Raw genomic sequence first — 24634 nt, 5'->3', positions numbered from 1 at the left:
CTCCTTTTTATTGGTTCTTCATAGCAATCATATCGTGGATATAACGCGCTTGTTCAAACTCAGGCTGTAATGTAAATGCTTGTTTTAAATGATATAAGGCATCTTCAGTACGCTCAGTTGACACTGCATATAGAACGCCTAAATTATAGTGAGCATCTGCATTATTCCAGTCTTGATCGATAACATATTGCAATTCTTTTTGTGCCACATCAAACATTTCTAATGAGCATAGTAAAATTCCATACGCAAGACGAACTTGCACGTCTTCTGGAGCTAATTCCGCTGCTCTTTGTAAATAAGGTAACGCTAATTTTGTTTCACCAGCGCGTTCAAAGCTCTTACCAAGCATATAAAATGCATCTTCACCTTCAATACCAAGGCGAATAGAGATTTCATATAATTTAGCAGCTTCCATAAAACGTTCGCTGTTGTAATATAAATTAGCTAACCCGTAATAGGCTGTTGCTGCTTTTTCATCTAAAGTAATTGCTTTTTGGAAAAAGCGCTCCGCTCTTTCTGTTTCATCCATAGATGCTAGTAGGTTACCAAAGTTGATGTAACCTACTGTGTTATTTGGTTCTTCTTCTATTGCTTGTGTAAAAGCTTTCACTGCATCCTCGTAACGCTTTTCTTGAATAGCTTTTATACCTTGTTCGTTAAAATCCACTAATTCCACTCCTATTAACCAACATAAGTTAGTTTTTTACCGTCTTTAAATACTTCATCAATTGTTGCGCCACCTAAACATTCATCACCATCATAAAATACGACAGATTGTCCTGGTGTGATGGCACGTATTGGTTCTTCAAAAGTAACACGAACTTTATCCTCACCCAACATTTCAACTTCAACAGGTGTATCTTGTTGGCGATAACGGAATTTAGCTGTACAACTAAATTTCTCTTGTTTTTGCTTATTTGAAGTAAAACCTAATTTCACAGCTGTTAAGCTATGAGAATACAGTTTGTCATTATGGAAGTTTTGTCCGACTAATAATACGTTCTTTTCTAAATCTTTACCAAGTACAAACCAAGGTTCACCATCGCCACCAATACCTAAGCCGTGGCGTTGTCCAATTGTATAGTACATTAAACCATCGTGTTTACCCATAACTTTGCCATCCATTGTTTCCATATTGCCAGGTTGAGCGGGTAAATATTGGCTTAAAAATTGTTTGAAATTACGTTCACCAATGAAGCAAATACCTGTTGAGTCTTTTTTCGCAGCAGTTGCTAGTCCTGCCTCAAGTGCTATTTCACGTACTTTTGGTTTTTCCAAATGACCAATTGGGAACATTACTTTAGACAGTTGTTCTTGTGATAGTTGGTTCAAGAAATACGTTTGGTCTTTATTATCATCTTTTCCCCGTAGCATGACTGTTTCACCATTTCGTTCTGCTACTTGTGCATAGTGACCTGTTGCTAAATAGTCAGCACCTAGTTTTAATGCGTGCTCAAGGAATGCTTTGAATTTGATTTCTTTGTTACACATTACGTCTGGGTTTGGTGTACGACCTGCTTTGTATTCATCTAAGAAGTATGTGAAAACTTTATCCCAATACTGCTTTTCAAAGTTTACAGCATAATAAGGGATTCCGATTTGGTTACATACTTTAATAACATCATCATAATCTTCCGTTGCAGTACAAACACCAAATTCATCTGTATCGTCCCAGTTTTTCATGAAGATGCCAATTACATCATAGCCTTGTTTTTTCAATAAATACGCAGCAACTGAAGAATCGACTCCTCCAGACATGCCGACAACAACGCGTGTTTTTGAAGGGTCTTTTGTTGCGTTCATAACATTCACCTTTTTTCTTTTATTTCGCTAAGCGTTCTACAATTTCAACCGTTTTAGTAGCAGCTAATTGAACATCCTCTAAAGTGAGCCCAAGTCCGAAGCTAAAACGAATTGAATTACGCAGTTCTGGTGCACCTTTTCCGTACATTGCAACTAACACATGCGATGGATCGATTAATCCAGCCGTACATGCAGAACCACTTGAAGCTGCGATACCTGCCATATCTAAATTTACTAGGAAGGATTCCACATCCATACCTTTAAAACTAATGTTCAATACATGTGGTAAATAGTTATTTCCATCACCATTAACATGATAAGCAACTTTAGCTTGATCTAATGTATTTAAAAATAGTTCTTTGAATTTAATAAATTCTTGCTGTTTCACTTCAAAATTTGCTTGTGCAATTCGTACTGCTTCTGCAAAGGCACCAATAGCAGGAATACTTTCTGTTCCTGCTCGACGTTTACGCTCTTGTTCCCCACCAAGCAATGTGGATTGTAATGGTGTATTTTCACGCTGATATAGGAAGCCTATTCCTTTTGGTCCGTTCAATTTATGAGCAGAAACCGAAAGTAAATCGACTTGCAAATCTTCCACGTCAAATTTCTCTATACCATAAGCTTGTACTGCATCAGTATGGAATGTTGCCTTGTGACCTTTTAATAAAGAGCCAATTTCTTTAATCGGCTGTATAGATCCTACTTCATTATTACCATACATAATTGTTACTAATATCGTTTCATCTGTTAATGCTTGTTGTACGTCTTGAACAGAAATAACGCCCTGTTCATTGACAGGTAAATACGTTACTTTAAAGCCTTGTTTTTCAAGACGTTCGCAAGTATGCAATACTGCATGATGTTCGATTTGAGACGTAATAATGTGATGACCTTCGTTACGGCGCGCATATGCCGTACCGAAAATAGCTAAATTATCTGCTTCAGAACCTCCACTTGTCATAACGATTTCGTGGTCTTTTGCACCGATTGACTGTGCTAATATCGTTTTTGCATCGTCCAAATATTTTCTTGCATGACGTCCAATACTATGAATACTAGAAGCATTGCCGTACACAGAACCCATAAGGTCAGTCATTTTCGCAATAACGTCTGGATGCATAGGTGAAGTGGCTGCATGGTCTAGATAAATTTCTTTCATCGTAAAAAACTCCTATCAAATTCGCCTTGGCATATTTGTTCCTACCGCTTTGCTTTCATCGCAGAAAACAATGCTCACAGATTAATATCGGACTTACCCAATATTAATCTGCGGCATTTGCCTAAGGCTTTAACTTAATTCAGCCGGGGTTTGACCTCCACTGAATTATATACATCTGTTGCATGCATCTCATCAATTAATAAAATGATAAGATAAATTCATTTAAATATAAAACATATAGCCTTCATCAGAATCTTGTTCTTTATAAGCAGCTAAATCCTCTAATGATGTTGTATCTAATACATTTTTCACTGCATCACGAATACTCATCCATAGCTGTCGCTGAGGTGGTGCTTCATTTTCAATTCCTTCAACTGGTTGAATCGGTCCTTCAAGTACACGAATGACATCAGCCGCTGAAATTAAATGCGGTGGTTTGGATAACATATAGCCACCATAAGCTCCGCGAACACTCTTCACTAAACCTGAGTTTCTAAGGGGTGAAACAAGCTGTTCTAAATAAGCTTCTGACAAATCATTGTCCGCTGCAATTTGTCGCAAAGGAATTGGACCTTGCCCGTATTGTTTAGCTAATTCGATCATAATTGTTAGACCATAACGGCCTTTAGTTGAGATTTTCAAAGTATACACCTCTATATAGTAGCTTACATTTATACGTTAAAGTATAGCATATTTCCTTCCATTCTACTCGGGAATGCTTTATCATAAATGTTACAAGCTGTAAAATAGAACAAATGTACGAGAGGAGGTAATTGTTTTGCCAAATGAACCACTCGCATTCCGCATGCGACCACGTAACTTAGATGAAGTCGTCGGTCAAAAAACCATCATTGGAAAAGATACTACTTTATATAAAATGATTTCAAACGGGCATGTTCCTTCCATATTACTATACGGCGAACCCGGAATCGGAAAAACATCAATTGCCTATGCTATTGCCGGTACTTCTCATCTGCCATTCTTTGCCCTTAATGCCACACGCGCAGGAAAGAAAGATGTTGAGGACGTCGTCGCAGAATCACAGTTAACAGGTAAAGTACTACTGTTTTTAGATGAAATACATCGTTTCAACAAATTACAACAAGACACATTATTACCTCATGTAGAAAATGGCTCTATCGTGTTAATAGGTGCGACAACCGAAAATCCCTTTCATGATGTGAACCCAGCCATTCGCTCACGCTGTGGTGAAATTAAGCAGCTTAAGAGATTAACATATGAAGATATTGATGCACTAGTGTTACGCACTTTAGAAGATAAAGAACGTGGACTTGGTCGCTATACAATACGATTAAGCGATTCACAACGTGACAAAATAGTGGTCGCAGCACACGGTGATGCACGAAAAGCATTAACATTATTGGAGTCTATTTATTTCGCTTCTGATGAAGTGAATAATGAAACGATTGTACAGGATGATACAGTCAAAAATCTAGCAGAACGTATCGGGGTATTTGGAGACAAAAAAGGTTCACATTTTTATAATTTACTATCCGCTTTACAAAAGTCAGTCAGAGGTAGTGATACAAACGCAGCACTCTACTATTTAGCGCATTGTCTAGAAAATGGGGACTTAGTGGCCGTTTCACGTCGATTACTCGTTATGGGCTTTGAAGATATCGGCCTTGCAAATCCAGAGGTAGGTGGGCATGTATTGGCCGCTGTACAAGCAGCTGAGCGCCTTGGCTTACCTGAAGCACGTATCCCATTAGCACAAGCTGTTATTGAAATGTGCTTAGCATCCAAATCAAATTCAACGATATCAGCAATTGATGCTGCCATCGCTGATATTCGCGCCGGGAAAACAGGAGATATTCCTATGCATTTACGTGACGCTCACTATGCAGGCGCAAAAACATTAGGTGTAGAAGGTTATCAATACCCACATAACACCCCTATCGGTACATTTGGTGGCTGGGTCAATCAAGAATACTTGCCTGACGAACTTGTCGGCACCGAGTATTATAAACCTGTCATTGCCGGCGAAGAAAAACGCATGGCTGGAATTTATGACAAGCTGAAATCGTTTAAAAAATAGAAAAAGGGCTACCTGTAAGTCCTAACATTGTATGGTAAATTCTTTTGACGTAAATCTAATGTTTCGAATTTAATTAAATTATTATTTTTCATCGGAATTAATGATTACAAAATAGTGAAAACCCTCCATAACAAGTTAAGGACAAGCCACAGTTTAATACAGACGTAGGGGATGAATTAGATGACCATTAAAGCACTAGCAGAAAAAATATTACTTCAATTTTCTACACGCACATATAAAAACCGCCCTCTAATTGTGATCTGACCCAAGAAAGTTAGACATATTTAGTTAAGCAGCTTCTAAGACCTGAGTTCGGTATTCCACCGGGCTTAGGTCTTTTAATTTTTCCTTCATTCGTTTGTGATTGTAATAGTGAATATAATCTGCGAGCTCCTGTTCAAAATGTGCCATGGATTCAAATTCTTGTAGGTAAAGGAGTTCAGATTTTAATAAGCCAAAGAAGTTTTCGATGACTGCGTTGTCCAAACAATTGCCCTTACGGGACATACTCTGCGTAATTCCATGTTGCTTTAATGTTCGTTGATACTTTTGCATTCGATAGTGCCAACCTTGGTCCGAATGAAGGATGACTTGATTACCTGATTGAAGGCGCTCCAATGCTTGTTCTAACATATCATGGACTAGTTTATACACTGGACGATTCATTACCGTGTAGGCAATGATTTCACCATTACACAAATCAAGTACCGGTGATAAATAGCGTTTCTCACCAAATAGATGGAACTCTGTCACGTCTGTTACCCATTTCTCGTTCATCTTCTCCGCTGTAAAATCACGTTGTAATATGTTTGGGGCAGTTTTCCCGACATTTCCTTTATACGAACGATATTTCTTCATACGGACTGCACATTTTATGCCAAGGGCATTCATCAAACAGTTAATCGTTTTAGGATCATGATGAAAGCCGTATTTTTTCAATTCTTTGGCAATCCGACGATAACCATAACGTCCCTTATGTTCATGGTAAATGGAATGAATTGCGACTTTTACATCCGCGTATTTATCAGTACGATTCAAACGCTTTTCCCAATAATAATACGTGCTACGTGGAATATCAGCGACTTTGATTAATTCCACTACTTCATAGATTTCCTTTAGTTCATAAATTACTTGCGCTTTGATTTGATTGGTAATTTTTCTTGCATTTGAACTAAAGCATTCAACTTTTTTAAGTACGCATTCTCCATTTCTAATTGTTTTATACGTGCCTCTAATGCCCCGACAGATCCTTTAGCTGATGTTGGTTTCGTTGTTCTTTTTGTTTCTTTTTTCATGGATGGACGCCCCTTTTTCTTAGAAACAAGGGCATCATAACCACCAAACTCAAACTTCCTTCGCCATTTTCGAATCATGCCAGGAGATGAAATGTTAAATAGTGCAGCTGCGTCAATTGAAGATGTACCTGTTTCGTTCATATAATTTAGTACATTCATTTTATATTCAGCGGAATATTTTGTATAGGACTTTAAGAAAGTCTCTACACCATTTTCTTTATAACGGCGAACCCATTCACTGACAACCCGTTTTGTGATTCCGATATCTTTCGCGATTTCACTCATGGATTCATATCCATTTAAGTATCGTTGAACTGCTTGAATACGTTGTTCAGCACTTACTTTTGTCATAAAAAACCCCCGTAAAAGTTAGAGTGGTGTCTAACTTTTACGGGGCAGTTCATTGTTGCAATAGATGGTTTAAGTGGTGCAGGTAAAACCACATTAGTAAAAAAGATCGAGCAAGAATTAAATATCAATAATAAGGTGGTCATTTTACATATTGATGATCATATTGTGAAAAAAAATAAAAGATACCAAACCGGATACGAGGAATGGTATGAATATTACTATTTACAATGGGACATTAAATTGTTAACAACAAAATTATTCGAAGTATTAAAAAATAGTAAAAATGATATCAATTTACCTTTCTACAATAAATCTGCTGATACAATCACCACTAAACAAATTTCTGTAACATCTGATAGTATTATTCTTATAGAGGGTATATTTCTACAAAGAAAAGAATGGAGAAAGTTTTACGACTTTATTATATTTTTAGACTGTCCTCGCGAAGTAAGGTATGAAAGAATTTTAAATCGTGATTCGTATATCGGAGATGAACAAGCAATACTTTTAAAGTATAAAAGAAGATACTGGTTAGGAGAAGAACATTACCTGGATAAAGAAAATCCCATTAGAAATGCAGATATAATATATAACGTATGTATTTAAACAAAGGAACCCCTTGCTTTAGTAATTAAAGCAAGGGGTTCTCCTTTATATTATTATTGCTCATATATACTATCTAAACACAACAACACTTTATCATGTCGTTACTTTTAAAACCGTTTTGATCTTTTGGATAATACCACCCGCGCTATACGTTAGTACGCTACGTTTATAGAACGATAGACTAAGCATGAATAATAAAACTACAGTCGCAATAAGTATACCCAGTGAGATCATCGGCTCTGTTGCTGCAATATCAGTAGCCCCAATCCGTAGTGGCATAATCATTCCTGATGTAAATGGAATGTAAGAGAATACTTTTACAAGAATTGTATCTGGGCTATACATACCAGACATTAAAACGTAAAACCCAATCATTCCAAGCATCATTGCTGGCATTATCGCTTGACTTGATTCTTCTACTTTAGACACAAGCGAACCAAGTAAAGCTCCCATAATTAAGAACAACATGATTGATAATAATAAAAACGCAAGCGCATAACCAACATAGCCTGCAGACAACCCTTCTACCACTTCAATGACAGTATCCCATTTCGAACCGCCATCAGCTACGATAAATAGCAGCGATAGTGCCCCAAGTAAAATGACAATTTGTGTTAATGCTAATAAAAATGTACCCGCTAGTTTCGCCAAAAAATGTGTAACCGGTTTGATACTTGCAAGTAGTACTTCTAAAACACGTGATCCCTTCTCGGATGCAACATCCGTCGTAATCATCGATAAGAATGACATTACAAATGAGTAGATCATAATCCCTACTAAAAATGAAGCTCCAATACCAGCTGATTTCTCTTCCTCACTTTTCCCACCAGCTGTATCTTCGTTCAAATTTTTCATTGAAATTGTTGTTTCAGATTGCAAAATTTTATCCGCTTGCTCTGCTGATAAATTAAGTTGCTGTACTTCATAAATCTTCCCTGCATATTGAATACTAGAAGATACCGTTTGTTGGTCATTAAACGTTAGCGGAGTAAATGTCGCAATTTCCGCTACTAACGATCCGCCCTCGTCTTTAATAAAAATTGCAGCATCTAATTCTTCCTCTTTAACCTTTTTCTCAACTGCAGCTCTATCTTCTTTTGGGAATGAAAATTCCATCTCTGGGTTTGAAGTAAATAGCGCTTTTAAATCTGCATCTGTATCATTTAACAAAGCAATCTTCAAAGGCTCCTCTGCAAACAGTGCATCTTTAATATTTGACCAGAACATAACACAACTGATGATTACAATATATAATAGAATAGAGAAAATAAATGACTTCGCTTTAATCTTTTGTGTATATAATTGCTTCACTAACAGCCAAAACTTAGACATTGACGCCACCTACCTTATCTTTGAAAATTTCATCTAATGATAAATAATCAAGGCTGAATTTTTCAATATAACCACCATTCGAGACGATATCGAAAATCCCTTTTGCATACGATTCATCCTCTAAAGTAATTGTGTATTGCTCTTTTCCTATGGCTACATCTTTAACACCTGGTAAAACACTAAGTTCCGCAACCGTCTTTTCAGTTCTTACAGTTAACTTTGTTTTGCCATACTGTTTTTTCAAATCTAATAAACTACCAGAAAACAATGATACCCCTCGTTTTAACAAGCATAAATGATCACATAACTCTTCTACATTTTCCATCTGATGACTTGAAAATAGAATTGTCGTACCATTATTCTTTAAGAACAATATCGCTTCTTTTAATAAATCTTTGTTCACAGGGTCTAACCCACTAAATGGTTCATCTAAAATCAAAAACTCCGGCTTATGTATGAAACTTGCAATAAGCTGAACTTTCTGTTGATTCCCTTTAGAAAGTGTCTCTGCCTTGGCTTTGCGCTTATCTTCTAGTTCAAAACGCTCAATCCAATAATTCACATCCTCTTTTAAATCTTTTTTCTTGCGACCTCTTAGTTCTCCAAAGAAATACAGCTGATCTTCCACTGTCATAGTCGGGAAAATACCTCGTTCCTCAGGCAAATAACCAAGCAAATCACGATCTATCGAGTGTATTGACTGCCCGTTCCACGAGATCGTCCCCGCAGTTGTTTCTTGTAAATCTAAAATCATGCGGAAAGTCGTCGTTTTTCCAGCACCATTTTGACCAATCAGACCGAAAATCTCCCCTTGCTCAATCGTAAAAGAAAGATTATCTACTGCCACAAAATCTTGATATCTCTTTGTCACTTCTTGAATTACTAAAGCCATTGAAAGTCTCCTTTTATTCTAATTTTTCAATATATTACTATACGTATGTACATCAGATATGTATTCAATTTAATTATGGAAAATTTCTTTCTCTTTTTGTAAGGACCGTATTCTTGTATACACTTGTACCATTGCGATCAACAATATTAGCGATGCACTAACATTTATTAGCCCACCCCATACACTAGTCGATACAATAATATTTAAAATCGAACTAGATACATTTAAAATTAATACAAAACTATAGAGAAATAAAATTTTACACAAATAAGCGATTTTAGATGTACTATCCGAATACAATTCAAATGAACGCTCTTCTTCTTTTTTTCGGACATATGCCCAAAACATGAAAACCGCTACTATCTCCACTCCAGTAGAGGCTAAAAATTCTAAATACTCCTTACGCCCCTTTGGTAATAATACCAAGCGATAAGTGTATTTCTCTGGAACGCCTTCTTCAAATTGGTAGTAGCAGGGAATTGCTTTTTTTAAATGTAGTCCTTTTTGACTTTGAGCATCGAGCCATTTTTCCTCCTTTTCATAATCGATAAAAAAGCGAAGCGCTTTTATCATAAAGGCCCCTCCTGATTTAGTATATTTTGCCCATTCATATATAATTCTTTTAATCGTCTCATCTCCTCTTCGACAACTTCTTTGCCAAGAGCTGTGATGACATATTCCTTTTTCCTCCCATCTTCTTCATAGGGTACAATCCACTTTTTAGTCACTAAAGACTTTATAGCCCCGTATAATGTACCTGGCCCAAGCTGGACCCGTCCATTACTTAATGACTCCACCAATTGCATAATGCCATATCCATGTCTTGGCTCATACAAGGCTAGCAAAATATAATAAACACCCTCTGTTAAAGGAGCATTTTGCTGCATAAACCCCACCTCTTTACATCGCTGGAAGATATATCAGCAGACGATATAAAAAATATATCAGTAGACGGATATATTTGTCAATACATTTATGTCCATTTAATAACTACAATGGTATCTATTACATAAAAAATAGTGCAAAAGCATATTTGCTTCTGCACTATTTTCACTACATGAAAGAGAAATTTCTAAGCTTAGTCTCTTACCGTTTTTATTTCAATATCACTCAAAATATCTCGCACTACCCAGCTAGCAGCGATTAGACCAACAGATGATGGTACAAATGCATTTGAAGATGGTGGCAATTGCGCTTTACGAATTTCCGCTTCTGGTTTACCGACTGTTTGTACAACATCTGGACGAACAACAATCGGGCTCTCATCAGAGAAAATTACAGGTATTCCTTTTTTAATGCCTTCTTTACGCAATTTCACACGAATCACTTTTGCAAGAGGATCGGTATGTGTTTTAGAAATATCAGCAATTTGGAAACGCGTTGGATCCATTTTGTTTGCTGCACCCATACTCGCAATGATTTTCACACCACGTTTTAAACATTCTTTCATAATATGAATTTTATAAATAACTGTATCTGATGCATCAATTACATAGTCAGGTTCATAACTGAAGAATTTTTCGTACGTTTCTTCAGTATAGAACATATGCAAATCGATGACTTCGCAATCAGGATTAATATCAGCAATTCGTTCTTTCATAACAGCTGATTTTGAGCGACCGATTGTAGACATATAAGCAACTAGTTGACGGTTAATATTCGTAATATCTACATCGTCTTTGTCCACTAAAATAATGCGACCAACACCACTTCTTGCACAAGCTTCGGCAGCGAATGATCCAACACCGCCTATACCTAAAATTGCTACTGTTGTATTTTTTAGTTTATCTATTCCATCTGTTCCAATGGCTAATTCATTACGTGAAAATTGATGTAACATATGCCTTTCACTCCGTTTTATTTAAATTTTGTAAGTAATCCTATCCTATTACTAAGAAAATAGGTATCGTGAAAAATATATACAAAAAGCAAGAGGATTGCAAGGATTGACTTGAGAAATATGTATGTCAAGATGAATTAAGTTTAAATTAAGATTTCTTGAGTTACTACTTGCCCCAAAGTAATCATTTCGATTTGAACTTTTAAAAAATATATAGATAGGACCGTTGTTTTCCGCTACAGTGGACGCTTTCCGCGGGCGGGCGCCAAGCCGCTTCGTCGCTATGCTCCTGCAGGGTCTTGGTCTGTCCCGCTTTTCCCGCAGGAGTCGCCACTTCCGCTCCAATCAACTAAACATGTAATATAAATAATTTTTTTGAGACGATGGAAATTATGACGAGAAAAAATAAACATGAAATAGATAATAGCAACATTGCAGTATACTTTACACTTCACTACCTGATGCCAACATTTGTTCATTAAAAGTCTCGACAAACCTTTGATCAACATATTGCCCACATTTTCTTAGTGCTCCTACAACTGCTCCACCAATTGGTGACATAAGAGCAGGCTGAAACTTTATCTCTACAACTTCATTACTTGCTAACTTTTGAAGAATCGGAATGAAAAGTTCTACATTTGAGAACACACCTCCTGCTAATACAACAGGAATCGTCTCTTTTGACCAAGTCATTTGACCTAAACATGCTTTGATTGATTGGAAGTATTTTTCGCAAGCTTTTTGAATAATGATTCTTGCGACAATATCCCCTTTCAAAGCTTCTTCACTCACATACAAACTTAGTGGAGAAATAATAGCTCTTGGATGCCCTTCTCCATAGATATGATCTATTATTTGCGGAACCGCGTCTACTTGAAAGTGTTGGTATAACCTTGCTGTTAAATTGGTTTGATAACCTCGACCATCAAAAGCTTTAAATACTGCTTTTAAAACTTGTGTTCCTAAATCATAGCCACTTCCTTCATCATCAAATAAATATCCCCAACCGGAAGTTCGTACAATGCGATGTTGTTCATCTAACCCCAATGTAATTGCTCCAGTTCCCGCTATTTGTACAATTCCTTCAGAACCCAAAGTACCTGCATACAATGCATTTGTCGCATCATTTGCTATCTCAATCGTTGCCTCTTTTGGTAAGTGATTATGTAAAACATTCATTAGAATTGAATCATATTGTTTTTCTTTCACTCCAGCCATACCCGCAAAGCATCTTACAATTTGTGTAAAGGCAGTTGTGTTTTGTGATTTCAGTAGCATTAATACTTGCTCAATTACCTGTTCAAATTCTATTTTACTCATAGTCGTCGGATTACTTTTACCGACTGTTACCATTGCATGGATATGCCCGCGTTCGTCACAAATAACAGCACATGTTTTGGTGCCGCCGCCATCAATCGCTAATACAAACATCTTCATCCCCCTAGATACTTACTTCATCCAATATAGCAAAAAGGTTGAGAACTATAGATCATAGCACTCAACCTTTTTACTCATCCTACCTTTTTTTCTCTACCATTTTAAAACCAAATGATTCCCATGGCCGAATTTTCTCAAGTAAATAAATTTCTTCAGGTACTACTTTCGCTACAATATTCGTACTTCCTGAATTCGGTATATTCTTTAGCACTAATTGTAACTCACCTTTGTAGCGGATATCCTCGTCATTATCGATTGTAATGTCACCTGTTTGAATATTTAATACATCATGCGGTTTGAATTGCACTGCTTTGTATTTAACGCGTGATTGCGTACTGCGAATCACATATTCAGAGACATCACCCCGATTAAAGTGAGGTTCATCAAAAATAATTTTATTTTCCACTTCTGAATTTTCCGCTGATGGTACAATATCAAGTTCTAATTTTTGGCGATTCAGTTTTCCTAATGCTTGTAGCTCTTCTTCCGATGCATACATATTCCCAATGATCAAATCATCTATTAAACCCGTATGCCATAAATCCTTTGCTTGAACTGTAATTGGTAAACCGCGATGCTCCTCTAATGTAGGTAAGCCATGCAGTGTTTCCTCCCATGGTCCAAACTTTGCATGATTCGAAGAAATCATCGCCGCAGTACGGATATGATTATCTTTGAATAACTTTGAAGATTTAATAAAATGCGCTCTCGAAAGACCTGTATACTTTCTTGGATAGAAATTATGGCAGCCGATAATATTTTCAAGATTTGGTTGATAAGACAAAATATTTTCTACATACTTTGTACCATTACTAATATTAAGTTCGACTTTTAAGTTAGAAGCGTCCAATGACATGAACGCCTCCTCGTGTCCAGAGAATCCCATATCTAAGCGTAATGCAGCTAAATGATACTGTTCTTTCAAGGTGCCAATATCACGATAAGTTAAGCCTAATTCCTCAAAAACTTGCGGAGCGATGTCAGCGGAAATATCAAAGCCAAGCTGTTGCGCAAACTGATTGATTTGTTGTAACTTTTCTTTTTCCTCAGTATTTTTCACAGACATTAGACAAGTAAAAATGCGACTAAAACCATGATCATGCGCTAGTTGGATATAGTTTTGCATTTCTTCTAACGTACTATGTTGAGGATAAATTGAAATTCCTAATCTTCTCATTTGAATACCTCCGCTTACCATCTATTAAACGTTCACTTTTTCTGCTTCTGGTTTTTTCATTAGTTCTGATTGATTTGTTGTAGATTGTTTTTTTCCTTCTGTTTTATCTACTTTAGTTCTCGATGCTGCCACTATAAACGGTAAGTAGATACAAACTGAAATAGCGATTAAAACGACACTTAAAACTCCACCTGTCCATGATTGCGTTGTTAACCACCCATTGATGACTGGTGGAACCATCCAAGGCGTCGCAACAGTTGCTGCTGGAACCCATCCCCATTTCGTTACGAAATAAGCAATTGATACATTGATCATTGGTGTTAGAACAAACGGAATAACTAAGCTTGGATTTAAAATGATTGGTAAACCAAACATCAATGGCTCATTAATATTGAATAACGAAGGTGCGGCACCAACTTTACCTACCGTAGTGTACTGCTTATTCCTTCTAGCGAATAGGAATATAGCAATAACTAAAGCAATTGTTGTACCAGATCCACCCATATTTACGAAAGCATCAAAGAATGGTTTGTTAATAATATATGGTGCAACTTCACCAGCATTAAGTGCTTGAACGTTTTTAGCAATTGCATCAGCATTAATAGTTTGCATAAATGGATCGATAATATTTGCACCGTGAATACCAAATGACCAGAAGAATACAGGAACAAACGCTAAGATCAAAGCTGCAACCCACGTGTTTGTTAAACCCATAAATGGTTCTTGAACTGCTGAATAGAATGATGCAATAATATCAGACATATTAAAACTTGTTGAAATGATTGTTCTTACTAAAGCAAATAATGAAATTGTTATAATAGCGGGTAATAATGCCGCAAATGATTTTGTAACTGCCGGTGGAACACCATCAGGCATTTTAATCAATAAACGCTTGTTACCAGATAATCGTGAAAACAGTTCCGAAGATACGAGTGCAGCTATTAATGCAACGAATATACCACCGGTTCCTGTGGTTAGACCACTTAAGCCGCCTTCACCGAATGTTCCGAATGTCAGATAACAAGATAAACCAATTGCTCCCGCAGATAAGCCATCTTTACCATAGCTTTTAGCTAAATGGTACGAAACTGTAAAGGCAAGAAGTAAAGACATAATGGCGAATGTCGCACTCCACACGTTCCCCCCCCATTGCGTCCATGTTCCATGTGCCCAAATTGAATCCATTAATTTTTGATAACCTTTAATCGGTAAGTTATTGATTATTACTGCTAACGAACCTGCAATAGTTAACGGCATGATTGTAATAAAGCCGTCACGAATTGCAACTAAGTGCCTTTGATTCCCAATCCTCGCTGCTGCTGGAACGAACTTCTCCTCAAAAAAACGAAACATCCCTCTCCACTCTCCTTTGTGTTATAGATTATTTCTATGGTAAACACCAAAATTGATGTTAAGCCCCTTATAGACGGTCATATAAATCTATAATTTCTATTGCTAAATCTTTAAAAGTTATGGCATTCATCAAGTGATCCTGTGCATGAATCAACATTATAGAAACTTCTACCTTTTCCCCTCTAGCTTCTTGTGTTAATAACGCCGTTTGAGAATGATGTGCTTCTACTAAAGATTTATTAGCTAAGATTATTTTCTCTTTAGCAGCGCTTACATTTCCTTGTTTAGCAAGTTGAAGCGCTTCCATACAATCACTTTTTACGTTTCCACTATGCAAAATCAGCCCCATAATTGACTGTAACAAATCCGTTTCTTGCATGACCGTAAACCTCCTTGACTATCCAATTAAATTAAGTGCGTGTTGCAATACTTTTTCGCCATTCATCATGCCATAATCACTCATATTGATGACTTCGATTGGGAAGTTTTTAGCTTTATATTTTGCTTCAAATGGTCCTTTCAAATAACGCACTTGAGGCCCCAATAATAAGACATCGATATTTTTTGTTTCTAATGTTGAATCAACTTCACTTTCTGAAATTGCGAAAATATCTGCAGCTAAATTTTGTCCCTCAGCAGCTTTTTGCATTTTAGTTACTAGTAAACTAGTACTCATACCTGCCGCACAAACGAGCATAATATTTTTCATGAAGAGCACCCCTTTTTTGTAATATAACTCCTAAATTGAGAATAGCAGAAATTGGTCTATACCACAATACCCTTAAAGTGCATTATTTTCCTTTTTTCCGCATTTTTTAATTGGCATATTGTTAAACGGCTTGAATTTACTGATTCTTCTAACAACTGGTATAGTCCAAAATTTTCATCGAAAAAATTTTTTATATAAGATATAAATGTTTAAATACATATTAAAAATACTCATAAAATGACGGTTTTTCTGATCTTAAAGCTTTAATCCAGAGATTTAAGGCTTTTTCATCTAGTTGATGGTTAGCATAGAGCAAGGCTTCTGTAACAGTTAAATACCCTACTATCAGAGCTGAAAAAATATTAATCGACAATGATAAAACTTGATCATTCTCAATTATATCCGTTTCAACTACTTCAATATGTCCCCCACTAGTAATACAGTAAAGCTTCTCATTCCACTGGGCAAACGGGTCTTGAATACGTAAATACAAGTTTTCCGTTAATTCCGCCCAATTGTATTTTTTTAAAAACGCTGCAACATCTACAATTCTCACCATGCAGTCTTGAACAACCTCTTTTTTAAACTGTGGCTGGTTAAAATGGAATCCAAAATGACTCGTTGCTGCAGTAGTACCAGTAATATGATAAACACTTGCACTATGAGACGAAATATAACGCCAAATTGCCTGCTCAGCAAAATGATCCTTTACGACAAAGTCTTTAATAATAAAAGTGAGATTTTGAATTTGATAGCGTACAAAGCCATGGATTTTATCGTCTTTATAATAAATCGCAAAATGACTATCAGGCTCTCTGCGCTGAATTCTTTTCCACCAAGCAGTATCACGCTTCATAAAGCCATTAACATCATCTGCATTGTCATTATAAAAAGTATAGATGTCTTCAAAAAGTTGTTCATCAAGCCATTCAAAACTAAATCTTTTTATATCATCTAACTGGTTACCGAAATTAGGGAAGGCTGCACTAGGTATTGAATAATTCAGCTTATCAAAAAATAACTCCCATCCGAAATAACGATAAAAAGAGACAGAAAATGGAGCTAATACAGAAACGCATTGGCCATTTTCTCGCATTTCTTCCAAAGCACGAATCATAAGTTTTTTCATAATCCCTCTATTTCGATACTCTGGATAAGTACATACAAATCCAATGCCTCCCATCTTGTACGAGATTTGATGAATAGTCATATTCAAAGGGAGTACGAGCAATTGACCAACTAATTTTCTTCCATCATATGCTCCAATCGTTGTACTATATTCTACCCAATGTTGGAAATCTTCTCTTTTTTCTCCAATATATTTATTCGAAAAACTATAATCTCGCAAACGATGAACTTGTTCACTATCCTCTAGTGGTACTAATTGAATCATCGGTATCTCCCCCTTAATAGTACAACCGTGTTATATCTTCTAATTATGGGAATTATAATGGTTTTATTGATATTTTTTGTATAAAAAATGTCGACAATTCCAATCTTCAGGGGTTGCCGACATTCCATTGACGCATGAAAAATTCCTTTATAGTAATAATCAAATTAGTTGCTCATATTTAATAGTTTTTTCATATATTGTTCTACTTCCATTGATGTAGCTAATGATAAAATTTTTTCTAAATGTTGCGTTAATTCTTCTTTCGAGAGGTCTGAAATTTGCGCACGCGCACGTAATATAGAAGATGCACTCATTGAAAATTCATCCAATCCTAAAGCAAGAAGAATAGGTATAGCTATCTCATCTCCAGCCATTTCTCCACACATCCCTACCCATTTACCATTAGCATGAGCAGCATCAATCACCATTTTCACTAGGCGCAGAATGGCAGGATGAAATGGTTGATACAAGTAAGCAACTTTTTCATTCATACGATCTGCCGCTAAAGTATATTGGATTAAATCATTTGTACCAATAGATAAAAAATCAGCTTCTTTAGCAAATAAATCTGCAATGAGAGCCGCTGAAGGTATTTCTACCATCATTCCTACTTCAATATCTCTTGAAACTTCAATTCCTTCTACTAATAACTTTTCTTGTTCCTCTTCTAATAATGCCTTCGCTTTGCGGAATTCATCGAGTGTTGCAATCATAGGGAACATGATCTTTAAATTACCGAATATACTTGCACGAAGAAGTGCACGTAACTGAGTACGGAATATATCCTGTTGCTCCAAACAAAGCCTCACAGCTCTATGCCCTAAGAAAGGATTCATCTCATGCTCTAATTTCAAATATGGTAATTCTTTGTCTCCACCTATATCTAATGTTCTAACAACAGTAGGTTTATTCCCCATCTTTTCCAGTACTGTTTTGTAAGCAGTAAATTGCTCTTCTTCTGTTGGTAATTCTTGACGATCCATATATAAAAACTCTGTGCGGAATAAGCCAATGCCATCACCGCCGTTAGCTAAAACATTATCTACATCCTCTGGCTTACCAATATTGCCTGCTAACTCTATATGGTGTCCATCTGCACTTACACTTTCAGATGTCACAAAGTGTTGGAACATTGCACTCTCTGCTACAAATGCTTCTTGGGCTAATAAATACTCCGCAACTATTTCTTCTGTGGCATCTAATATTACAGTTCCTTTTGTACCATCTAATATAAGATTTGCTCCATGAGGTATAATAGTTGTTGCCAATTTCGTTCCTACAACTGCAGGTATCTCCATTGTTCTCGCAAGAATGGCTGAGTGAGACGTACGCCCTCCAATATTTGTTACAAAGCCCTTTACATGCGTTTTATCAAGCTGAGCAGTCATCGATGGTGTCAAATCGTCAGCAACGATAATTACATCATTTGATAGACGACTATAATCAGGCAATTCAATGCCCAATAAATTTGCTAATAAACGCTTTGCTACATCGCGTATATCAGCTGCGCGTTCTTGCATGTATTCATTATCCATAGATTCAAATAAATTGATAAACATAGTTGATGTTTCTTGTAAGGCAAATTCGGCATTTACACCTTCACTAATCTGGACTTCAATTGCATTTAACATCTCTGGGTCTTGTAATACTAGTAAGTGTGCAGAGAAGATTTCTGCTTTATCGTGACCAAATTTCTTCTCCGCAGCTTCACGAATCGCTTCTAGTTCCATTTTGGTCTTAGAAACAATTGCATTAAAGCGTAATTTCTCCGCTTCTATATTAGTAATAGTCAATTTGTCAAAGGAAAGATCCGGTTCTACTAAGCAGTACGCATTCGCTATAGCTATACCATTTGAGACTGCAATGCCTTTAATCTCTAACATTCTTGTCCTAGGCCTTCTGAAATCATCAATTCTGAAACTTTTGCGATTGCTGCTTCTGCATCAGAACCATCTGCTTTAATAGTTACCACTTCACCGGTTGGAACTCCTAATGACATAACGCCCAAAATAGATTTTAAATTGACTGTTTTACCTTTGTACTCGAGCTGTATATCTGATGCAAAAGGTGTTACACCCGCAACTAATACTGTTGATGGACGTGCATGTAATCCTACTGAACTAGTAATTTTAAATGTTTTCTCCATATTGATCTCCCCCGTACTTATATTTACTCGAAGTTTATTCGTCTACTATACTTTGCTATCATATAATCATTTTTCTCTTTACTACCATCTAGATTTGCACTTTCAAATACAGGTGGCTCTTCACCTTCTCTAGCAAGAATTTCAATCACTTGAGATAGCGTCGTATTCAATATGGCTGAACCGATTGTAGTAGAAGCAGGGCCATACTGTACGCTATCCTGCCATAACAATCCATCACCTATTGGAATATGTGTATCTAAAACGAAGTCTACTGTTTCCTCTAGGCGTTTCCGTGTACTATGTTTTGATACTTGCTCTTTATAATGAAGAGACTGTAATGAAATAACACGCACCCCAGATTCTTTTGCTAGTAGTGCTACATCAATGGGTACAACATTTCTACCTGACGTAGAAACAATAATTAATACATCATTTGAGTTAAACTCAAATTGATGACGATGTTGTGCTATGAAATTAGGATCCTTTTCATTAGAAGAAGAAGTTAGTGCACCCTTATGTAGCATCAAAGGCTCTATGAATATGGGACGAACAGGTACTAAACCACCTGCCCGGTAAAAACCTTCTTGAGCTAATATATGAGAGTGACCACAACCGAATAGTTGTAAAATCCCTCCGTTTTGAATACGTTCTGCAATCAATTCGGCAGCTTTTGTCATATTAGATTGTTCTTCTTCTACAATAACGTTTAATAATTGTTGAACCTCTTGAAAATATTGATGCATGTTATCACCTCTGAATTTCACTGATAAATTTATAGCGATCTGCACGATATGTACTTCGCACTAATTCAAATGGTACTCCAGTGTTTAAATAACTTTTTCGTTCAATAACTAATACAGCTGATGGTTGCTCAATATTCAGCAGTTTGCTATCTTCTTTTGATACAAGTGCTGCTTCCATTAATTGAGAAGCATGACCAATCTTTTGATGATTTCGCTCTTCAATTAGTGAGTATAACGAACCCAAAACCATACTCTTATCTAAATCGGGAATAATTTCTACAGGTATATATGTTCTTTCAATGGCCATTGGTAGCTGATCCGCGTTACGAATTCGAACAACCGAAAATACTTCATCACCTGTTTTCATTTGCAATGCTTTGGCAATGTCGATTGGAGGTATAATCTTTTCGAAACGAATAAGCTTATTGCTAGGTTCATAGCCTCTTGAACGCATATCTTCCGTAAAACTAGTCAGTCCACTTAATGGCTGCTCTAATTTTGGATTCGCTACGTAAGTACCTCGACCTTTTTCTCGATAAAGTAAACCGCTATTAACTAAATTTGTGATAGCATGCCTTACAGTCATACGACTTACGCCTAACTGTTCGGAAAACTCTCTCTCAGAAGGAATATTTTCACCTACTTTATATTCCTCTTCAAAAATTTTACCTTTTAAAAACTCTTCAATTTGTATATACATTGGAACTGGTGAATTTTTATCTAACAAGCATTTCTCCACCTTTCATGTAGTCAATTATAAACTACAGCTTGTTATTCTTTCTCAAATACAACTTTACCGTGGCATATAGTCTTTTGTACATTTAAATTTGTATCTAAAATAACTAAATCTGCATCCATCCCTGGATTAATATACCCTTTAAAAGGTAAATTCAGTTGTTTAGCAGCATTATTGGAAGACATAGATACTAATTCCTGTAATGAACATTTCGTGACAGCATACATGTTTTTGACGGCTTGCGCCATCGTTAATACACTACCAGCTAACGTACCATCAGATAAGTGTGCACCAGTTTCTGTTACCTCTACTGCCTGACCACCTAAATCATACACTCCGTATTCGAGTCCTTTAGCTCTCATTGCATCAGTAATTAATATAATTCGTGAGGCTTGCTTTAACCTATAAGCAAATTCCACTGATTTTGGATGACTATGTATGAAATCTGCTATTATTTCTACTTTTAAGTCATCTTCTAGTAGAACACCACCGACAACTCCTGGTTCTCTATGGTGAAAAGGACGCATTTGGTTATATAGATGAGTTGCTTGCTTTGCACCGAGCAGAACGGCACGCTCTACTTCATCTGACATAGCATCTGAATGCCCTATTGACACGACGATTCCTACTTTACTAGCGGCTTCGATAAATTCAAAACCGTTATTCACTTCGGGAGCTACTGTAATTTGTTTAATACGACCTTTACTAATATCTTGCCATTGAAGAAACTGTTGAATTGAAGGTTCAATAATATATTGTAGTGGTTGTGCGCCAGCTCTTTCCTTAGAAATATACGGGCCTTCAACATGTATCCCTAACATTTCTGCTTCATCTAAACCACCTTTATATGCAGCAGCATTTTGAAGAGTTTTCTCAATAGCATCTATAGACTGCGTCATAGTAGTAGCAAGAAAACTTGTTGTGCCCTCTTTAGGTAATGAACGAGCAATGCCTTGCAACGCTTCTTCCGTTGCATCCATTACATCAAAACCGTCTGAACCGTGTATATGCATATCAATATATCCAGGGAAAACAATCCAACCTTTAGAAGTTCCGTCAATAGTATGTTGTGCTTGAACTCTTAATCCCTTACCAACTTTAGCGATTTTACCACCTACAAGGTAAAGGTCACCTATAAATGCATCTTGGTCATAGTTTACAATCGTTACGTTTGAAATTAAAATTGTTCCACTCATATACTGTCTCTCCTAAGTAAAATCAGCATTAAATTTGTATATTCTGATTTTTATTATCCTAACTTACCTCAGCTAAATTGCTTACAAGTATAAAAACGTGGATAGTTCTCGTTCTCTATTGTATGCACATTAATATTTGAAAACTCTATCCTACTCTCTTATCCTATCTTCAATGCATCATTGTCATGATTGTGAATTTCAAAGATTTAATCATCTTTAAAGACACTTATTTAAAATCTCTTATTTAATATATCCATAATCACCTTTTGGTATAGTTGTCTATACCAATTATAAAACGTTTCCAAATAAATGAAAAGAAAAAACTCAATATTTCTTTATTTTTTTACAAAATAACTAGAATAGTAAGTCTATTTCAACTTATAACAGTTAGTTTAAAAGCTTCTTTTCTCAGTTTCGAGTTCATACTTTATTTCGCAAAAATGCTTCTCCTATATCTAAACTATATTCTCCCTCATAAGCATTTACTACTCTCACCAATATTTTTTCCATCTTTGGTATACAAAGAAATCTTTCAAGTTGCTTGGGATAGACAATACCCATTCACCTGAAAGATGTGTAAACAATCTATTTAGATCACCAAATCTGTTAACACAATTACATTCGGATGTTTTTTCAAGATCGTTACTGGTATTTCCTCTGTTACTTCACCTTTTAACAATGCTTCTAAAGCAGGACGTTTCTTCTCACCAACCGCAATTAATAAAATTTGTTCAGCACGCATGATTGAAGAAATCCCCATTGTAATTGCTTTTGCAGGTACTTCATCTAAAGAATTGAAAAATCGTGCATTTGCTATTCTTGTTGATTCTTCAAGTTCCACAACATGTGTTTCGCTATCAAACGGTGTACCTGGTTCATTAAAACCAATATGTCCGTTCTCCCCAATACCAAGTAATTGGAAATCCAAAGTCATTTGTTGTAGAAGCGTTTCATAACGAGCGGCTTCTACGTGTGGATCTACTGCTTCACCATTAGGTAAATTAGATTTTTTAAATGGTTTATCATTGAACAGCTGTTGTTTCATAAATGCTATGTAACTCTCAGGATGAGCTTTTGGTAGTCCAACATATTCATCTAAGTTAACACTTTCACACTGAGTAAAATCAAGGTCACTATTACGAATTCGGTCATAAAGCGGTAACATTGTACCACCTGTAGCCAAGCCAAAGTTTTTAGAACCCTTATCTAAGGCGTTTTTTACAACAATAAACGCTCGGTCATATAATGCTCCTAAATCATTAATTGTTTCAATCTTCAATTCGGTTTTTATGTGATTGCTCAACTCCATTAATACACCTTCTCATTTCAATTTATTTACTTACACTTTAAACCATTATTTCCATGGAAGCCAACAAAAAAATAAAAAAGTGTTTATTTCCCCAATGATATACCCATATTTTTAAAAAAACTATTGATTCCAATTTTTTATATAAGAACTAGTAAAAAGTAGCAAATGTACTAAAAAAGTTACAATTTACAAGTTACCAGTAAGTTAAATTAAATCCACATCATTAATCAGAGAATTTCAAATATACAAGACATATAAAAAACCTCCCAATTTTCATTGAGGGCACTGAAAAAGTCCATAAAATGCATTTTAGCCATGGCTTTTTCTTCGATGCCGTTAATTTCCGTTCCGGCGGACGCTTTCCTGGGGACGAACCTTGAGCCTCCTCGTCACTAACGTTCCTGCGGGGTCTCAAGATGTTCGCTAGTTCCCCAAGGAGTCGCCGCCTGCACTCCAATCAACTAGTTTATCTTTTTTCTGAGTTTTTCTTTCTTTCCGATTCACTAATTCAAGGTGGTACTATCCATGATTTCCAAACAAGAAACATTCAATCTAAGCCTTTATATCGTTACTATTCAGAAAAAAGGTAATTTACAGTATGCACAAACTGAAAAGATTCAACTGATATCAAAATTAAATCCGGTGATAACAAATGGAAGCGATTCGAAAATCGCTAACGAATAAAAAAGACGTAGATAAAAATCAAAAACAAACGTATTACTTTGACATAGAAAAATGTAAGGTTTGTCCAATACAAGATGGCTGTTATTAAGACGGTGCCAAAATTAAAACGTATTCAGTTTCCATAAAATCAACCGAACATGAAGAGCAAGGAGCTTTTCATGAAACGGAAAGGTTTAAAGACTTTGCGAAAAAGTACTATAAAATTGAAGCGAAGAATAGTGAGTTGAAAAATCCGCATGGCTACAATCGACAAAATCGGTGGTCTATTTGGCCTGGAAGAGACCAAGGAGCTACAACAATATTTGCGGTGAATTTGAATCTTATCTTAAAGCTATTAAATGAAGAATAAGAGAAATACCAAAAAACACCTGCACTTTCTGTTCAAAATCAAACAAAAAGTGCAGGTGTTTA

The 24634-nt window shown here is 36.2% G+C and carries 25 protein-coding genes; 3 read left to right on the top strand and 22 right to left on the bottom strand.

All coding sequences use genetic code 11. The features are described 5' to 3' along the window. Window positions 1–7: 7 nt before the first annotated feature. The 4 genes from ACZLO7_RS07145 to cymR all read right to left on the bottom strand — a co-directional run bounded on the left by ACZLO7_RS07145 (window position 8) and on the right by cymR (window position 3607). The gene (locus ACZLO7_RS07145) at window positions 8–667 is read right to left on the bottom strand and encodes a tetratricopeptide repeat protein (protein WP_427751452.1); all 660 of its coding nucleotides are present in this window, start codon (window positions 665–667) and stop codon (window positions 8–10) included. Window positions 668–681: 14 nt separating this feature from the next. Beyond that, window positions 682–1803: a tRNA 2-thiouridine(34) synthase MnmA gene (gene mnmA / locus ACZLO7_RS07140; RefSeq protein WP_464938708.1), complete on the bottom strand. Its 1122-nt coding sequence runs from the start codon at window positions 1801–1803 to the stop codon at window positions 682–684. 19 nt (window positions 1804–1822) lie between these two features. After that, window positions 1823–2965, bottom strand: a complete 1143-nt coding sequence (locus tag ACZLO7_RS07135) for a cysteine desulfurase family protein (protein ID WP_464938709.1) — start codon at window positions 2963–2965, stop codon at window positions 1823–1825. Between the two features lie 222 nt (window positions 2966–3187). Further along, entirely contained in the window at window positions 3188–3607 is a 420-nt protein-coding gene (cymR, locus tag ACZLO7_RS07130; protein ID WP_464938710.1) for a cysteine metabolism transcriptional regulator CymR, read from the bottom strand. Window positions 3608–3743: 136 nt separating this feature from the next. Here cymR and ACZLO7_RS07125 point away from each other — a divergent pair, with 136 nt between their 5' ends. Then, on the top strand, window positions 3744–5024 hold the full coding sequence (locus ACZLO7_RS07125; RefSeq protein WP_464938711.1) for a replication-associated recombination protein A: 1281 nt from the start codon (window positions 3744–3746) through the stop codon (window positions 5022–5024). 288 nt (window positions 5025–5312) lie between these two features. Here the strand turns inward: ACZLO7_RS07125 and ACZLO7_RS07120 are convergent. Continuing rightward, window positions 5313–6670, bottom strand: a protein-coding gene (locus tag ACZLO7_RS07120) for an IS3 family transposase (protein WP_511261369.1) whose coding sequence is annotated in 2 segments (ribosomal slippage) — window positions 5313–6217 and window positions 6217–6670 — 1359 coding nt in all. Because the reading frame shifts where the segments join, the coding sequence is not laid out codon by codon here. Between the two features lie 51 nt (window positions 6671–6721). On the opposite strand from ACZLO7_RS07120, the gene ACZLO7_RS07115 reads away from it, so the two are divergent. Beyond that, a complete protein-coding gene (locus tag ACZLO7_RS07115) occupies window positions 6722–7276 on the top strand; it encodes a kinase (RefSeq protein WP_464940759.1) in 555 nt (184 codons plus the stop codon). A 93-nt stretch (window positions 7277–7369) separates the two neighbouring features. On the opposite strand, the gene ACZLO7_RS07110 is transcribed toward ACZLO7_RS07115, so the two are convergent. The 17 genes from ACZLO7_RS07110 to ACZLO7_RS07030 form a co-directional block, all read right to left on the bottom strand. Then, window positions 7370–8608 (bottom strand): ABC transporter permease, encoded by a 1239-nt coding sequence (locus ACZLO7_RS07110; RefSeq protein WP_464940724.1) that lies wholly within the window; start codon window positions 8606–8608, stop codon window positions 7370–7372. After that, complete coding sequence (locus ACZLO7_RS07105) at window positions 8601–9500, bottom strand: ABC transporter ATP-binding protein (protein ID WP_464940725.1); 900 nt, start codon at window positions 9498–9500, stop codon at window positions 8601–8603. The genes ACZLO7_RS07110 and ACZLO7_RS07105 overlap by 8 nt, the downstream gene beginning before the upstream one ends. Window positions 9501–9569: 69 nt before the next feature. Then, complete coding sequence (locus tag ACZLO7_RS07100; protein ID WP_464940726.1) at window positions 9570–10073, bottom strand: DUF2812 domain-containing protein; 504 nt, start codon at window positions 10071–10073, stop codon at window positions 9570–9572. After that, complete coding sequence (locus ACZLO7_RS07095; protein ID WP_464940727.1) at window positions 10070–10387, bottom strand: PadR family transcriptional regulator; 318 nt, start codon at window positions 10385–10387, stop codon at window positions 10070–10072. The genes ACZLO7_RS07100 and ACZLO7_RS07095 overlap by 4 nt, the downstream gene beginning before the upstream one ends. A gap of 191 nt (window positions 10388–10578) precedes the next feature. After that, a complete protein-coding gene (locus ACZLO7_RS07090; RefSeq protein ID WP_038187302.1) occupies window positions 10579–11340 on the bottom strand; it encodes a tRNA threonylcarbamoyladenosine dehydratase in 762 nt (253 codons plus the stop codon). Between the two features lie 444 nt (window positions 11341–11784). After that, a complete protein-coding gene (locus tag ACZLO7_RS07085; RefSeq protein ID WP_464940728.1) occupies window positions 11785–12771 on the bottom strand; it encodes an N-acetylglucosamine kinase in 987 nt (328 codons plus the stop codon). A gap of 85 nt (window positions 12772–12856) precedes the next feature. Then, on the bottom strand, window positions 12857–13954 hold the full coding sequence (locus ACZLO7_RS07080) for a DUF871 domain-containing protein (RefSeq protein WP_464940729.1): 1098 nt from the start codon (window positions 13952–13954) through the stop codon (window positions 12857–12859). 24 nt (window positions 13955–13978) lie between these two features. Then, complete coding sequence (locus tag ACZLO7_RS07075) at window positions 13979–15307, bottom strand: PTS sugar transporter subunit IIC (RefSeq protein WP_464940730.1); 1329 nt, start codon at window positions 15305–15307, stop codon at window positions 13979–13981. Window positions 15308–15374: 67 nt separating this feature from the next. After that, window positions 15375–15686, bottom strand: a complete 312-nt coding sequence (locus ACZLO7_RS07070; protein ID WP_464940731.1) for a PTS sugar transporter subunit IIA — start codon at window positions 15684–15686, stop codon at window positions 15375–15377. 18 nt (window positions 15687–15704) lie between these two features. Continuing rightward, a complete protein-coding gene (locus ACZLO7_RS07065; RefSeq protein ID WP_464940732.1) occupies window positions 15705–16016 on the bottom strand; it encodes a PTS sugar transporter subunit IIB in 312 nt (103 codons plus the stop codon). A gap of 220 nt (window positions 16017–16236) precedes the next feature. Next, the gene (locus ACZLO7_RS07060) at window positions 16237–17409 is read right to left on the bottom strand and encodes a GNAT family N-acetyltransferase (RefSeq protein ID WP_464940733.1); all 1173 of its coding nucleotides are present in this window, start codon (window positions 17407–17409) and stop codon (window positions 16237–16239) included. Window positions 17410–17573: 164 nt separating this feature from the next. After that, window positions 17574–19292: a phosphoenolpyruvate--protein phosphotransferase gene (ptsP, locus tag ACZLO7_RS07055; protein WP_464940734.1), complete on the bottom strand. Its 1719-nt coding sequence runs from the start codon at window positions 19290–19292 to the stop codon at window positions 17574–17576. After that, complete coding sequence (locus tag ACZLO7_RS07050; protein ID WP_464940735.1) at window positions 19286–19555, bottom strand: phosphocarrier protein HPr; 270 nt, start codon at window positions 19553–19555, stop codon at window positions 19286–19288. The genes ptsP and ACZLO7_RS07050 overlap by 7 nt, the downstream gene beginning before the upstream one ends. Before the next feature lie 23 nt (window positions 19556–19578). Next, window positions 19579–20298 carry a sugar isomerase domain-containing protein gene (locus ACZLO7_RS07045; RefSeq protein ID WP_464940736.1) on the bottom strand — a complete coding sequence of 240 codons (720 nt, stop codon included), beginning with the start codon at window positions 20296–20298 and terminating at the stop codon, window positions 19579–19581. Between the two features lie 4 nt (window positions 20299–20302). Further along, a complete protein-coding gene (locus ACZLO7_RS07040; RefSeq protein ID WP_464940737.1) occupies window positions 20303–21025 on the bottom strand; it encodes a GntR family transcriptional regulator in 723 nt (240 codons plus the stop codon). A gap of 44 nt (window positions 21026–21069) precedes the next feature. Continuing rightward, window positions 21070–22230 carry an N-acetylglucosamine-6-phosphate deacetylase gene (gene nagA, locus ACZLO7_RS07035; RefSeq protein ID WP_464940738.1) on the bottom strand — a complete coding sequence of 387 codons (1161 nt, stop codon included), beginning with the start codon at window positions 22228–22230 and terminating at the stop codon, window positions 21070–21072. A gap of 589 nt (window positions 22231–22819) precedes the next feature. Then, a complete protein-coding gene (locus tag ACZLO7_RS07030) occupies window positions 22820–23539 on the bottom strand; it encodes a glucosamine-6-phosphate deaminase (RefSeq protein ID WP_464940739.1) in 720 nt (239 codons plus the stop codon). Window positions 23540–24064: 525 nt separating this feature from the next. Between ACZLO7_RS07030 and ACZLO7_RS07025 the strand changes: the two genes are divergently transcribed. Further along, window positions 24065–24223 carry a hypothetical protein gene (locus tag ACZLO7_RS07025; RefSeq protein ID WP_464940740.1) on the top strand — a complete coding sequence of 53 codons (159 nt, stop codon included), beginning with the start codon at window positions 24065–24067 and terminating at the stop codon, window positions 24221–24223. The last annotated feature ends 411 nt before the right edge of the window (window positions 24224–24634 follow it).

The organism is Viridibacillus sp. d25.2, from assembly GCF_055456015.2.
Note: the sequence above shows the minus strand (reverse complement) of the source record. Positions and strands in the feature narration are given on the sequence as shown.